Annotated in this window: 11 protein-coding genes; 5 read left to right on the top strand and 6 right to left on the bottom strand. The window is 63.7% G+C overall.

Going from position 1 to position 13,180, the window contains the following annotated elements; translation table 11 throughout:
* Nucleotides 1–130: 130 nt before the first annotated feature.
* A complete protein-coding gene (locus ACE10Z_RS01325; protein WP_375786341.1) occupies nucleotides 131–655 on the bottom strand; it encodes a methylated-DNA--[protein]-cysteine S-methyltransferase in 525 nt (174 codons plus the stop codon).
* 205 nt (nucleotides 656–860) lie between these two features.
* On the opposite strand from ACE10Z_RS01325, the gene ACE10Z_RS01320 reads away from it, so the two are divergent.
* The 3 genes from ACE10Z_RS01320 to ACE10Z_RS01310 all read left to right on the top strand — a co-directional run bounded on the left by ACE10Z_RS01320 (nucleotide 861) and on the right by ACE10Z_RS01310 (nucleotide 4,178).
* Nucleotides 861–1,223, top strand: coding sequence for a DUF1304 domain-containing protein (locus tag ACE10Z_RS01320; protein ID WP_375786340.1), 363 nt, complete (start codon nucleotides 861–863; stop codon nucleotides 1,221–1,223).
* 127 nt (nucleotides 1,224–1,350) lie between these two features.
* Nucleotides 1,351–2,571, top strand: a complete 1,221-nt coding sequence (locus tag ACE10Z_RS01315; protein WP_375786339.1) for an ABC transporter substrate-binding protein — start codon at nucleotides 1,351–1,353, stop codon at nucleotides 2,569–2,571.
* 380 nt (nucleotides 2,572–2,951) lie between these two features.
* Nucleotides 2,952–4,178: an ABC transporter substrate-binding protein gene (locus ACE10Z_RS01310; protein WP_375786338.1), complete on the top strand. Its 1,227-nt coding sequence runs from the start codon at nucleotides 2,952–2,954 to the stop codon at nucleotides 4,176–4,178.
* Between the two features lie 213 nt (nucleotides 4,179–4,391).
* Here the strand turns inward: ACE10Z_RS01310 and ACE10Z_RS01305 are convergent, their stop codons facing one another.
* Nucleotides 4,392–4,817 carry a DUF1330 domain-containing protein gene (locus tag ACE10Z_RS01305; protein WP_375786337.1) on the bottom strand — a complete coding sequence of 142 codons (426 nt, stop codon included), beginning with the start codon at nucleotides 4,815–4,817 and terminating at the stop codon, nucleotides 4,392–4,394.
* A 223-nt stretch (nucleotides 4,818–5,040) separates the two neighbouring features.
* Here ACE10Z_RS01305 and ACE10Z_RS01300 point away from each other — a divergent pair, with 223 nt between their 5' ends.
* Nucleotides 5,041–7,287, top strand: coding sequence for a transglycosylase domain-containing protein (locus tag ACE10Z_RS01300; RefSeq protein WP_375786336.1), 2,247 nt, complete (start codon nucleotides 5,041–5,043; stop codon nucleotides 7,285–7,287).
* A 267-nt stretch (nucleotides 7,288–7,554) separates the two neighbouring features.
* On the opposite strand, the gene ACE10Z_RS01295 is transcribed toward ACE10Z_RS01300, so the two are convergent.
* From ACE10Z_RS01295 to ACE10Z_RS01280, 4 genes are all read right to left on the bottom strand, one after another.
* Nucleotides 7,555–8,394, bottom strand: a complete 840-nt coding sequence (locus ACE10Z_RS01295) for a M48 family metallopeptidase (protein WP_097671176.1) — start codon at nucleotides 8,392–8,394, stop codon at nucleotides 7,555–7,557.
* Between the two features lie 198 nt (nucleotides 8,395–8,592).
* Nucleotides 8,593–9,921: a polyhydroxyalkanoate depolymerase gene (locus tag ACE10Z_RS01290; protein WP_298370588.1), complete on the bottom strand. Its 1,329-nt coding sequence runs from the start codon at nucleotides 9,919–9,921 to the stop codon at nucleotides 8,593–8,595.
* Between the two features lie 128 nt (nucleotides 9,922–10,049).
* Nucleotides 10,050–10,874: an ABC transporter permease gene (locus ACE10Z_RS01285; protein ID WP_375786335.1), complete on the bottom strand. Its 825-nt coding sequence runs from the start codon at nucleotides 10,872–10,874 to the stop codon at nucleotides 10,050–10,052.
* The gene (locus ACE10Z_RS01280) at nucleotides 10,871–11,731 is read right to left on the bottom strand and encodes an ABC transporter ATP-binding protein (RefSeq protein ID WP_375786334.1); all 861 of its coding nucleotides are present in this window, start codon (nucleotides 11,729–11,731) and stop codon (nucleotides 10,871–10,873) included. Before ACE10Z_RS01280 ends, ACE10Z_RS01285 begins: the two co-directional genes overlap by 4 nt.
* Before the next feature lie 106 nt (nucleotides 11,732–11,837).
* On the opposite strand from ACE10Z_RS01280, the gene ACE10Z_RS01275 reads away from it, so the two are divergent.
* Nucleotides 11,838–13,157: an ActS/PrrB/RegB family redox-sensitive histidine kinase gene (locus ACE10Z_RS01275; RefSeq protein ID WP_375786333.1), complete on the top strand. Its 1,320-nt coding sequence runs from the start codon at nucleotides 11,838–11,840 to the stop codon at nucleotides 13,155–13,157.
* Nucleotides 13,158–13,180 lie beyond the last annotated feature (23 nt).

Genomic DNA, 13,180 nt, shown 5'->3' with positions numbered 1-13,180 from the left:
ATCTGACGGCGAAGGCCGGATTTTTGCGTGGGTGCCTTCGCTCGTTGTATTCTTCTACATCGTGCGCGATCTGCGCAACATGCCGCGCGAGGATCTTGATTGATCGTCTCACTGCGGCTGAGTTCGGCCGCTATATCTCCACGCCCTCGTGCCGCAACAGCCAGCGCTTGCGCTCCAGCCCGCCGCCATATTTGACCAGCGAGCCGTTGGCGCCGATCAGGCGGTGGCAGGGCACGACGACGCTAATCGGGTTGGAGCCGTTGGCATGGCCGACCGCGCGCATCGCGTTCGGCACTTTCAGTTTCGCCGCCAGCGCACCGTAGCTCATCGTGGTGCCCGGCGGAACCTTCGGCAACGCGTGCCAGACCTTCTGCTGGAACGGCGTGCCCGCGACGCGCCACTCGACTTCCGCCAGCCGATCGAGATCGCCCTTGAAATAATCGCCGAGCGCCTTGCGCATCGTGGCCGGTGCGCGGCCGTCCCGCAACGTCACGGCGCCATAATGCAGCCGCAGCAGGTCGAGCATCCGCCCTTCATAATCGTCCCAGTCGAGCGCGCGCAGCACGCCATCGTCATCGGTCACCAGCAGCGCGGTGCCGATCGGCGTCTTGAGGCGGTCGAGGTTGAAGGTCTGCGCGGTCTTGCGGTCGGCCATTTGTCGTCACTCTGGAAAGTCATCGCGCTCGAAACGGGTCGCTCGGCATACAATTCACCGCCCGCATGCTAGCGTCCACCCGAATTCCGGTGAGAGCGTTTTCGAGCGAAGGGGACACCGGTTCGCGTGAAGAAACCGCGTCAAAATAAGAAGCTTGAGCTTCGGTTCTGATTCAATCAGAACCGAAGCTCTGGGGGACCGCAATATGCTTTTGCTTGCCAATGTCCTGGTCGCGGTGGTGGCCGCGCTGCACGTCTATTTCCTTGTGCTCGAGATGTTCCTGTGGACCAAGCCGCTCGGGCTGAGGACCTTTCGCAACTCGATCGAGAAGGCGACCGATTCGGCGGTGCTTGCCGCCAATCAGGGGCTCTATAATGGCTTCCTCGCCGCCGGACTGATCTGGGGCCTGGTGCACGGCAATGCCGCCTTCGCATTGCAGATCAAGACATTCTTCCTGCTCTGCGTGATCGTCGCCGGCGCCTATGGCGCCGCCACCGTCAGCCGGCGCATCCTTTATGTGCAGGCGGCGCCCGCCGCACTCGCGCTGATCCTGCTCTGGCTCGCCTGACGCGACATCGCGCGCCGGGGCATCGCCTTGCAATGCTCTCAGCGTTCCTCCATCATCCCTGATAACGGTGACATCCGCCGGCCAATGCTTGCGGACAAGATCACCGGCAACATGGGAGGTCACGGACATGAGGAGCGTGCAATTGCTCGCTGCGACAGCGCTTGCCATCGCGTTGTCGGTTACATCGGCCACCGCGCAGAAGAAATACGACATCGGCGCGACCGACACCGAGATCAAGATCGGCCAGACCGTGCCGTTCTCGGGCCCCGCATCCGCCTATGCCGGCATCGGCAAGACCCAGGCGGCCTACATCAAGATGATCAACGATCAGGGCGGCATCAATGGCCGCAAGCTGAACCTGATCCAGTATGACGACGCCTATTCGCCGCCGAAGGCGGTCGAGCAGCTGCGCAAGCTGGTCGAGGGCGACGAGGTGTTGTTCACCTTCCAGATCATCGGCACGCCCTCAAATGCCGCCGTGCAGAAATATCTGAATGCCAGGAAGGTGCCGCAGCTGCTGGCCTCCACCGGAGCCTCACGCTTCTCCGATCCGCAGAACGCGCCGTGGACGATCGCCTTCAACCCGAACTACCAGTCCGAGGGACGCATCTACGCCAAATACATCCTGGCCAATCATCCCAACGCCAAGATCGGCATCTTCTACCAGAACGACGATCTCGGCCGCGACTACATCACCGGCCTGAAGAGCGGGCTCGGCGACAAGGCCGCGAGCATGATCGTCGCCGAGGTGTCCTATGAACTGACCGACCCGACCGTCGATTCCCAGATCGTCAAGCTGAAGGCCGCTGGCGTCGACCTGCTCTATAACGCGTCGACACCGAAATTCGCCGCGCAGGCGATCCGCAAGGTCGCGGACCTCGACTGGCACCCGGTGCACATCCTCGACATCAATGCGAGCCCGGTGTCGGCGACGCTGAAGCCGGCCGGCCTCGACATCTCCAGGGGCATCATCTCGACCAATTACGGCAAGGACCCGGCCGATCCGCAGTGGAAGGACGATCCCGGCGTGAAGGCCTATTTCGCCTTCATGGACAAATATTACCCGGAAGGCGACAAGCTCAACACCGTCAACACCTACGGCTATTCGACGGCCGAGCTCCTGATCCAGGTGCTCAAGCAGTGCGGCGACGACCTCACCCGCGAGAACCTGATGAAGCAGGTGACCAGCCTGAAGAAGTTCGTGCCGAGTCTCGCGCTGCCGGGCATGTCGATCACGACCGGACCGAACGATTATCGCATCAACAAGCAGATGCAGATGATGAAGTTCAGCGGCGAGCGCTGGGAGCTGTTCGGCCCGATCATCGAGGACACCGGACCGGCGGGCTAGGTCGCGCCAAAGACGAGATGTGCTCCCTCGCCCCGCTCTTGCGGGGAGAGGGTTGGGGTGAGGGGCTGCTGCCGCGCAACGGATGTAGGTACGCCCGCGGAGACTCCCCCTCACCCGCATCGCATCTTCGATGCGATGCGACCTCTCCCCGCAAGCGGGGCGAGGTGAAACGCAGCCCGGTGCTCGCCCGCGGCCCCGCCGTCTTTTGCGCACCGCCCCCTACTTTCGTTGACTGAAATCGCTCACCTTTTCGGCATCCGTCGTCTTGCGTCGCAGCAACGGTTCCGCCAGTATCCCGGCCCAGCGATGGCGACCGCGGGACCTTGAACCCGCGGACAAGATCATCGGCCAACCATCAGTCACGTGAGGAAAACAGCATTATGAGGAACGGGATTTTCCACCTGGTCACGGGAACGGCGCTCGCGATCGCGCTGTCTGCAACGTCGGCCTCCGCGCAGAAGAAATACGATCCCGGCGCGAGCGATACCGAGATCAAGATCGGCCAGACCGTCCCCTTCTCCGGACCGGCCTCCGCCTATGCCTCGATCGGCAAGACCCAGGCGGCCTATTTCAAGATGATCAACGATCAGGGCGGCGTGAACGGCCGCAAGATCAATCTGATCCAGTATGACGACGCCTACTCGCCGCCGAAGGCCGTCGAGCAGATCCGCAAGCTCGTCGAGAGCGACGAGGTGCTCTTGACCTTCCAGATCGTCGGCACGCCGTCGAACGCCGCCGTGCAGAAATATCTCAACGCCAAGAAGGTGCCGCAGCTGTTCGCGGCCACCGGCGCCTCGAAGTTCACCGATCCGAAGAACTTCCCGTGGACGCTCGGCTTCAATCCGAACTACTTCGTCGAAGGCCGCATCTACGGCCAGTACATCCTGAAGGAGCATCCGAACGCCAAGATCGGCGTGCTCTATCAGAACGACGACCTCGGCAAGGACTATCTGAACGGCATCAAGGCCGGCCTCGGCGACAAGGCCGCCAAGATGATCGTGGCCGAAGCCTCCTATGAGGTCTCCGACCCGACCATCGATTCCCAGGTGATCAAGATCAAGGACGCCGGCGCCGACCTGTTCTTCTCAGCCTCGACGCCGAAGCAGGCAGCCCAGGCGATCAAGAAGATCGCCGAGCTCGGCTGGCATCCGGTCCACATCGTCGACATCAACGCCACCTCGGTCGGCGCCGTGCTGCAGCCGGCGGGCCTGGAGGCCTCCAAGGGCCTGATCTCGACCAACTACGGCAAGGATCCGGCCGATCCGCAGTGGAAGGACGATCCGGGCATGAAGCGCTATTTCGACTTCATGGCCAAGTACTATCCCGACGGCGACAAGAACTCGAACTTCAACACCTACGGCTACTCCACCGCCCAGCTGATGGTGCATGTGCTGAAGCAGTGCGGCGACGAGCTGACGCGCGAGAACGTGCTGAAGCAGGCGACCAACCTGAAGAACGTCGAGCTCGACATGGCGCTGCCGGGCATCAAGGGCAACACCACGCCGAACGACTATCGCGTCAACAAGCAGTTGCAGATGATGAAGTTCAACGGCGAGCGCTGGGAGCTGTTCGGCCCGATCCTCGAGGACGCCGGCGCGGCCGGCTAGCGGTTCGCGCAGGTTTGAGATGCAATCGGCGGCCTCCAGGCCGCCGATTTTGTTTTTGGGTGCTTCCGCACCATCTATCCCCGTCACCCTGAGGAGCCGCGAAGCGGCGTCTCGAAGGGTCGACGGCCACCTACCGGGCCGTGCACCCTTCGAGACGCGCTGCGCGCTCCTCAGGGTGACGGTGATAGAGATTCGCCTCGCGCTAACGCGATGTCACGCCGGAATCTCGCCGAAATTCTTCCCGACCGGCAGCACGGCATGGCGGATCAACCGCGAGTCCTCGACGCCGGCCTGGCGGTGCTTCACCGCCTCGCGATAGACGGGATCGCGGATCATCTCGACGAAGGCGGCAACGCTTGGATACTCCGCGATGAAGCAGTGATCCCAGCGCTCGTCTTGCGGTCCGATCAGCATGAGCTCGAAGCGGCCCTGCCACACGATACGCCCGCCAAGTCGTTCGAACACCGGGCCGCTCTCGCGGCCATAGGCGGCATAGGCCTCCGCGCCGGTCGCCTTGCGGCCGTCGGGATAGGCGGCCCACTCACGCAGCCGTACCAGATTGAGCATGTGGATCGGGCCCGGCCGGTTGTTGTCCCGGAATTGCGCGAAGACGTCCTTGGTCGGATCGATATGGCCCATGCGGTGCTCCTTTGTTTTGTTGTTCCCAAGCGCGATCGCTCGATCGCGCTCTCCCATCCTGTTTGAGCATGATCTTTTCGGAAAACCGGTCCCCACTTTTCCGGATCATGCTCCTACATGTAGCACGCGCCGCCTCACCTCCTAATCCCCCGTTAAGCTTTGCGTAACCGCCCCTTAAACCGGGAACGCTAGCGTGCGCCCCTGTCAGGGTGTGAGCGTTGCGATGGCGTGGGGACGTAAAAAAGGCGGTGCGCGCAAGGAGCCGCTGTTCGGGCTTCCGGCCGCGCTTGCCGACCTCCGACTGTCGCCCTCCGATCGCGTTCCCGGCGGCAGCGACGACAAACCTGCCAAATCCAAACCCAAAAGCAGCGAATCCGGCAGCGAGAAACCGCGCCCGTCGCGCAGCGGCAGCAAGCGGCGCACCAAGTCGCGCGGCTTCGGCATCGGCCGCCTGTTCTACTGGACCGCGGTGCTCGGCCTGTGGGCGGGCATTGCCGTGATCGGTGTCGTGGTGTGGGTCGGCGCGCATCTGCCGCCGATCCAGTCCCTGGAGATCCCGAAGCGTCCGCCGACGATCCAGATCGTCGGGATCGACGGCAGCGTGCTGGCGCAGCGCGGCGAAATGGCCGGCGCCAACATCGCGTTGAAGGACCTGCCGCCCTATCTGCCGAAGGCCTTCATCGCCATTGAAGACCGCCGCTTCTATTCGCATTTCGGCGTCGACCCGCTCGGCATTTTACGCGCAGCCGTCACCAACGTGCTGCATCGGGGTGTGTCGCAGGGCGGCTCCACGCTGACCCAGCAGCTCGCCAAGAACCTGTTCCTGACCCAGGAGCGCACCATGCAGCGCAAGCTGCAGGAGGCCGAACTCGCGCTGTGGCTGGAACGCAAGCATTCCAAGGACGAGATCCTCGAGCTCTATCTCAACCGCGTCTATTTCGGGTCCGGCGCCTACGGCGTCGAGGCCGCCGCGCAGCGCTATTTCGGCAAGTCGGCGAAGAACGTGACCTTGCCGGAAGCGGCGATGCTCGCGGGCCTCGTCAAGTCGCCGTCGCGGCTGGCGCCGAACCGCAACCCCGAGGGCGCCGAGCAGCGCGCGCAGGTCGTGCTCGCGGCGATGGCCGACGCCAAGTTCATCACCGAGGCGCAGGCAAAAGCCTCGATCGGCCAGCCCTCGATCGCGGTGAAGCCGGCCGGGGCCGGCACCGTGAACTATGTCGCCGACTGGATCGGCGAAGTGCTCGACGATCTGGTCGGCCAGATCGACCAGGACATCATCGTGCAGACCACGATCGATCCCAAGCTGCAGAACGTCGCCGAAGCCGCCGTCATCGACGAGCTCGCGGCCAAGAGCGTGAAGTTCAATGTCAGCCAGGGTGCGCTGGTGGCGATGACGCCCGACGGCGCGGTGCGCGCCATGGTCGGCGGCCGGAACTATGCCGAGAGCCAGTATAATCGCGCCGTCACCGCGAAGCGGCAGCCGGGCTCGTCGTTCAAGCCGTTCGTCTATCTCACCGCGGTCGAATCCGGGCTGACGCCGGACACGATCCGCACCGACGCGCCGCTCGACATCAAGGGCTGGAAGCCGGAGAACTACACCCATGAATATTTCGGCTCGGTGACGTTGACCCAGGCGCTGGCGATGTCGCTGAACACGGTGGCGGTGCGGCTCGGCGTCGAGGTCGGCGCCAAGAATGTGGTGCGTACCGCGCACCGGCTCGGCATCTCCTCCAAGCTGGAGCCCAACGTCTCGATCGCGCTCGGCACGTCGGAAGTGTCCGTGATCGAGCTGGTCGGCGCCTATGCGCCGTTCGCCAATGGCGGCTACGCCGTGTCGCCGCATGTGGTGACCAGGATCAAGACCAGCTCCGGCAAGCTGCTCTATGACCCCCCCACCGATCCGCCCAACCAGGTGATCGAGCCGCGCTATGACGCGATGATGAACAGCATGATGCGCGAGACGCTGATCTCGGGCACCGCGCGCAAGGCCGAAATCCCGGGCTGGACAGCCGCCGGCAAGACCGGCACCAGCCAGGACTATCGTGACGCCTGGTTCATCGGCTACACCGCCAAGCTCGTCACCGGCGTCTGGCTCGGCAATGACGACAATTCGCCGACCAGGAAGGCGACCGGCGGCGGATTGCCGGTGGAAGTGTGGAGCCGCTTCATGAAGGCCGCGCATCAGGGCGTGCCGGTCGCGGCGATCCCGAACTCGCAGGGCAGCTGGGCCCCGGCGAACCTGATGCAGATCTCGTCGCAGATATCGGCGCCTTCAGCACCGGCGGGGCCGATGCAGATTCAACCGCCGATGCAGGCGCCGCCGCCCGCGCCGGTCCCATCCGGCGGCGGCTATTATCGCCAGCCACCGCCGACACCAACTCGCGCCTCGGCGCCACCGCCCAACCCGAATGCGCGGCCGGAGGCTGCGGCGGGGCTGGATGGGTGGCTGGCCGATCGGTTGTTTCGGTAGATCGATAATTCTGGCTCGTAGCCCGGATGAAGCGCAGCGAAATCCGGGACCAGTCGCGCGATCAGTGAAAGCTGCCCCGGATTACGCTGCGCTCCATCCGGGCTACGCACTACGCACCGCGCCTTCATTCACACTCAGGCCGTCATCCTCCGCGAATGCGGGGGATCCCGTACGCCGCGGCCTATCGGTCGAATATGAGCGTCTCTGGAATACTGGATCGCCCGCTTTCGCGGGCGATGACAGCGGAGGTGGCGGAGATAGCGCCGCCTACTCCTGAATCCCGTAGCGATGCAGGTCGTTGCCGTAGGTGTCGAGCCAGTTCTTGGCGCGCGTGACCGACGCGCAGACCTTGTCGACCACCCGCCAGAACCGCGCCGAGTGGTTCATCTCGACGAGATGTGCGACCTCATGCGCGGCGAGGTAGTCGAGCACGAAGGGCGGCGCCAGGATCAGCCGCCACGAGAACGACAGCGAGCCGGCCGAGGTGCACGAGCCCCAACGGCTCGACTGGTCGCGAATCGAGATTCGCCGCACCCGCACGCCGAGTTCCGCGGCGTGCAGCTGCGCCGCCTTCTGCAGATCCTTGCGCGCCTCGCGCTTGAGGAAGTCATGCACCCGGCGATCCATGTGCTCGACGCCGCCGGCGACGCACAGAATCTTCTCGCCGCTGTCGCGCGTTTCGGTCCAGACCGTGCCGCGTTCGCCCGAGCGGTGCACCAACCGATGCGGCACGCCGCGCAACGGCACCACGGTGCCGGGCTGGAACGGCGCCGCCTTCGGCAGACGGCCAAGACGGGCTGCGATCCAGCCGCCGTGGATATTGGCGAACTCCTTGGCTTCCACGATCGTGCCGCGCGGTGGCATGGTCAGGATCGCTTCACGATCGGTTGGATGAATCCTGAGCGTATAGCGGCGCGCGCGCCTGTGCCGGCGCAGCCTGACGGTGAAGAACTGGGAGCCGTGTCTGACCAATACGGTCGCGGGTTCGGCAGGCCGCCGATAGAGGAGCGCGCGAGTAGCCATTTCTGAAAGTCCGGGGAGCAGGAGTTCGCCCGAACTTTGCCATATCCGCCGCCAGGGAAAGCGCTCGGCGCAAAAACAAATCATTTGCCCAATATACAGGGGCTGGCCGTTAATTGACCTCTACCGGCAGGGGGCGGAACCGGATTTTTTCTGATGAATCCGAGTCACGAGAAAGGCCCAAGAGATGAAATTAAATTCATCACTTGAGCCTTGGCTGATTTGAGATTCTTTTAGTTAAATCAGTAGCTTGCGCGACCGCGATAATCGCGGCCGGGGCGATACCTATTCGGCCGCGGCGACCAGCGAAAGCCGCGTATTGGCCGCCGAAACCATGAAATCGGAGATTCTCGGCACGATTTCGGAGCGGAACCGCGAGCCGTTGAAGACGCCATAGTGCCCGACGCCCTTCTGGACGTAGTGCACGCGGCGATGGTTCGGAATCGCGGTGCAGAGCGCGTGCGTTGCTTCGGTCTGACCGAGGCCGGAGATGTCGTCCTTCTCGCCTTCGACCGTCATCAGCGCGACGCGGCGGATCTTCGACGGATCGACCGGCTTGCCGCGATGGGTCATCTCGCCCTTCGGCAGCGCGTGCTTGACGAAGACGAGGTCGACGGTCTGCAGGTAATACTCGGCGGTGAGGTCCATCACCGCGAGATATTCGTCGTAGAATTCACGGTGCTTGTCGACGAGATCGCCGTCACCCTTCACCAGATTGGCGAACAGCGCCTTGTGCGCGTCCATGTGCCGATCCAGGTTCATGCTGATGAAGCCGTTGAGCTGCAGGAAGCCCGGATAGACGTCGCGCATCACGCCCGGATGCGGGAACGGCACCTTGGTGATGACATTGTTGCGGAACCACTCGATGCCGCGCTCTTCCGCGAGGTTGTTGACCGCAGTCGGATTGCGCCTGGTGTCGATCGGGCCGCCCATCAACGTCATCGACAACGGCACGAACGGGTCGTTGCTGGCTTCCATCACGGAAACGGCTGCCACGACAGGCACCGAAGGCTGGCACACCGCGACGATGTGCATGTTGCCGCCGAGCGCGTGCAGCATCTCGATCAGGTAATCGACATAGTCGTCGAGATCGAACCGACCGGCCGCGAGCGGCACCATGCGCGCATCGGCCCAATCGGTGATATAGACCTCATGCGTCGGCAGGAACGCCTCGACCGTGCCACGCAGCAGCGTCGCATAGTGGCCCGACATCGGCGCCACGATCAGCACGCGCGGCTGCGGCGAGCGCAGCGGGCGCGTCAATTTGCGATCGAAATGCAGCAGGCGGCAGAACGGCTTTTCCCAGACCGTGCGAACCTCGACCGCCGTACGGATGCCGTTGACCTCCGTCGTCGGCAGGTTCCAATCCGGCTTGCCGTATCGGCGCGTGGTGCGCTCGAACAATTCGCAGCCGGCGGCGATCGACTTGCCGAACTCGGTGTGCGTCCAGGGATTGAGCGGATTCTGAAACAGGATCTTGGTGGCGTCGGTCACGGCGCGTACCGGATTGAGCGAGGCATGCGCCATCTCGTACATCCAGTACAGCGGCGTCGTGAGTGCCGGGCTGCCTTCCGCCGCTAGTGGCGGGGCACCGCCAAATTCACCGATGGGCATAGTATTTTCAGACCCCTGTTTTGCGCCGCAGCATACTGACCAATGCGCAACAATGCGTCAATGCGCCGCGAACCGAATCTGGGGTCGATATTGGGCTAAAACACCGAGAATCCACGGGAAAGTGACATTTATTCACCACCTGCGAGCAGCGATCCGTTGCGCTTGGCGCTCTGCAAAAGGGCAAGGAAGACCGCAAAAGAGGCAACGAACAGGATGGCGTTGATGGCGAGCGCCCACGCCATCAGGTCGGCACGGAAGACGTGATCGATCAGCAGCGACCGCATGCCTTCGAACACATAGGTCGGCGGCAACGTCCAGGCGACATATTGCAACCAGACCGGCAGCACCTCGACCGGATAGTAGATGCAGGCGAGCGGCATCACCGCGAACATCAGCGTCCAGACGATGCTCTCCGCACCGAGCCCGTTGCGCAGCACAAGGCCCGAGGCGAACACGCCGACCGACCAGCTCGTGAAGATCAGATTGCAGAAGAACGCGATCAGCGGCAGCCCGATGGCGTAGAAATTGAAGCCGAAGAAAAACAGCGCCAGCAGCGTCATCGGGATCACGCCGATGGCGAGCCGGATCAGGCTCATGATCATCAGCGAGAGCAGGAATTCGATCGGCTTTAGCGGGCTCATCATCAGGTTGCCGAGATTGCGTGCCCACATCTCTTCCAGGAACGAGATGGAGAAGCCGAGCTGGCCACGAAACAGGATGTCCCACAGGATCACGGCGCCGATCAGCGTGCCGCCCGCCCTGGCGAAGAAGCCGGATGCCTGCGAGATGTAGTTCTGCAGGAAGCCCCAGGTGATGATCTGCAAGGCCGGCCAGTAGATCAGCTCCAAGAGCCGCGGCCACGACGAGATCAGCAGATACCAATAGCGCAGCACCATCGCGTTGATGCGTTGCAGTGAAATGCTCCACGGCTGATGGCTGACGATCTCGCTCATGGTGTGCCCTCTGGCGCGCCCTCCCGGAGGCGGCCCCGCGCCACGTCGAGAAACACCTCCTCCAGCGTGTCGCGGTTGTAGCGCGCCATGATCCCCTCGGGGCTGTCGTCGTCCTCGATCTTGCCGCGCTTCATGATGATGACGCGGTCGCAGAGGCGCTCGACCTCCAGCATGTTGTGCGACGCCAGCAGGATGGTCGCGTTATGGGTCTTGCGATAGGTCTCGAGATGCTGCCGCACCCAGTCGGCGGTGTCCGGATCGAGCGATGCGGTCGGCTCGTCGAGCAGCAGCAGGTCCGGCTCGTTGATCAGCGCCTTCGCCAGCGCGACGCGCGTCTTCTGCCCGGCCGAGAGCTTGCCGTTGGAGCGGTCGAGGAATTCCTTGAGATCGAGATCGGCCGCGAGCTGGTCGATCCGCTCGCGCAGATGCTTCACGGCATAGAGGCGGCCGAAAATGGTCAGGTTCTGCCGCACCGTGAGCCGCATCGGCATGTCGACATAGGGGCTTTCGAAATTCATCCGGCCGAGCACGTCGTAGCGCTGTTCGGGAATTTTCGCGCCGAGCACCTCGACGCTGCCCGAGGTCGGCAGCACCAGCCCCATGATCATTGCGATCGTCGTGGTCTTGCCGGCGCCGTTGCCGCCGAGCAGGCCGGTGATGCTGCCGCGCGCGATGCGGAAGGAGATGTCGTCGACCGCGCGGGTGGTCTTGTAGAGCTTGACCAGATGCGCGACGTCGATCGCGGCCGATCCGTCCTGATCGGCCGCGGGCGCCCGATTGGCCGCAGGCGCTTGATTGGCCGCAGGCGCTTGATTAGCCGCAGGCGCTCGCGCCTGACCTGTCCCGCTCTGTTGCATATGGCCGTCATTGGGGCATTGCGACAATAAGCGCAAGGCTTGCCGCGCGTGCTTGCGCTAAGTCGCGAATTTGTGCGCCGCCCACGGCACAGCTAAAGTCCCTGACATGACCGACGTCGCTTCCGATTTCCGCCAACCCCGCCGCTATGTCCGCCTGGATACGATCCTGCGGCTGCGCTGGCTCGCCGCACTCGGCCAGCTCGTCGCGATCTTCATCGTGGCCCAGGGACTGGAATTCGACGTTCCGATCGTCCCCTGCGTCATCATCGTGACGTTCTCGGCGCTGCTCAATCTGGCGCTCCAGATCGCGTTCAACCCGATGCAGCGGCTGGAGCCGGCCTATGCCGCGGCCCTGCTCGCCTTCAACATCGTCGAACTCGGCGGCCTGCTGTACTTCACCGGGGGCTTGCAGAACCCGTTCTCGTTCCTGTTCCTGGCGCCGGTCCTGATCTCGGCCACGGTGCTGCCGATCCGCCTGACGATCGCGCTCGGCTGCCTTGCGGTCGCCTGCGCCTCGGCGCTGTTCTTCTACCATCTGCCGCTGCCCTGGGACGGCGACGATCCGCTGGTGCTGCCGCCGATCTATCTGATCGGCGTCTGGCTCTCGATCCTGCTCGCGATCGGCGTCACCAGCCTTTACGCATTCCAGGTGACCGAGGAGGCGCGCCAGCTCTCCGATGCGCTTGCCGCGACCGAGCTGATCCTGACGCGCGAGCAGCATCTGACCCAGCTCGACGGCCTCGCCGCCGCCGCCGCGCATGAACTCGGCACGCCGCTGTCGACGATCTTCCTGATCTCGCGCGAGCTCGAGAAGACGGTGCACGACCCGGCGATCGCCGACGACCTCAAGACGGTGCGCGAACAGGCGCAGCGTTGCCGCGACATCCTGAGCAAGATTGCGCAATTGTCATCGAGCGGCGCGCCGTTCGACACCCTGAAGCTGTCGACCCTGATCGAGGAGGCGGTGGCGCCGCATCGCGATTTCGGCATCAACATCAAGGTGCGGCTTGCTGTCGCAGCAACGCGCGAACCGGTCGCCGCGCGCAATCCCGCGATCCTTTATGGCGTCGGAAACATTCTCGAAAATGCAGTCGATTTCGCGCACCAGACCGTCGAGGTGAACGCTTGGTGGAACGCCGAAACCATCGAGATCGTGGTCTCCGACGACGGCCCGGGCATCGCGCCCGACATGCTGAAACGGATCGGCGAACCGTATTTGTCGCGCCGCCGGGGCGCAGACGAGGCCCAAAATGCCCGTGGCGGCCTGGGCTTGGGCGTTTTCATCGCAAGGACGCTGCTGGAACGCACTGGAGCCAAGGTGTCGTTTACCAATCGGCCCTTCCCCGATCACGGCGCCGTGGTGCAGATCGTCTGGCCCCGCGAGCGCTTCGAGGAAGCCGCGCCGGCCGACGAAAACGAATCCTGAGAACGATTCTTGATCGCTGCTCT

Origin of the sequence: Bradyrhizobium sp. Pha-3 (genome assembly GCF_042258615.1) — a bacterium.
In the GTDB taxonomy this organism is placed as follows: Bacteria; Pseudomonadota; Alphaproteobacteria; order Rhizobiales; family Xanthobacteraceae; genus Bradyrhizobium.
This window is presented reverse-complemented; position numbering and strand designations above follow the sequence as displayed.

Bases quoted from the DNA above. Each gene is read 5' to 3' on its own strand.
- ACE10Z_RS01315 (WP_375786339.1), top strand. From the start codon at position 1,351: ATGAGGAGCGTGCAATTGCTCGCTGCGACAGCGCTTGCCATCGCGTTG.
- ACE10Z_RS01290 (WP_298370588.1), bottom strand. From the start codon at position 9,921: ATGCCCATCGGTGAATTTGGCGGTGCCCCGCCACTAGCGGCGGAAGGC.
- ACE10Z_RS01310 (WP_375786338.1), top strand. From the start codon at position 2,952: ATGAGGAACGGGATTTTCCACCTGGTCACGGGAACGGCGCTCGCGATC.
- ACE10Z_RS01285 (WP_375786335.1), bottom strand. From the start codon at position 10,874: ATGAGCGAGATCGTCAGCCATCAGCCGTGGAGCATTTCACTGCAACGC.
- ACE10Z_RS01280 (WP_375786334.1), bottom strand. From the start codon at position 11,731: ATGCAACAGAGCGGGACAGGTCAGGCGCGAGCGCCTGCGGCTAATCAA.
- ACE10Z_RS01275 (WP_375786333.1), top strand. From the start codon at position 11,838: ATGACCGACGTCGCTTCCGATTTCCGCCAACCCCGCCGCTATGTCCGC.
- ACE10Z_RS01300 (WP_375786336.1), top strand. From the start codon at position 5,041: ATGGCGTGGGGACGTAAAAAAGGCGGTGCGCGCAAGGAGCCGCTGTTC.
- ACE10Z_RS01305 (WP_375786337.1), bottom strand. From the start codon at position 4,817: ATGGGCCATATCGATCCGACCAAGGACGTCTTCGCGCAATTCCGGGAC.
- ACE10Z_RS01325 (WP_375786341.1), bottom strand. From the start codon at position 655: ATGGCCGACCGCAAGACCGCGCAGACCTTCAACCTCGACCGCCTCAAG.
- ACE10Z_RS01320 (WP_375786340.1), top strand. From the start codon at position 861: ATGCTTTTGCTTGCCAATGTCCTGGTCGCGGTGGTGGCCGCGCTGCAC.
- ACE10Z_RS01295 (WP_097671176.1), bottom strand. From the start codon at position 8,394: ATGATTTGTTTTTGCGCCGAGCGCTTTCCCTGGCGGCGGATATGGCAA.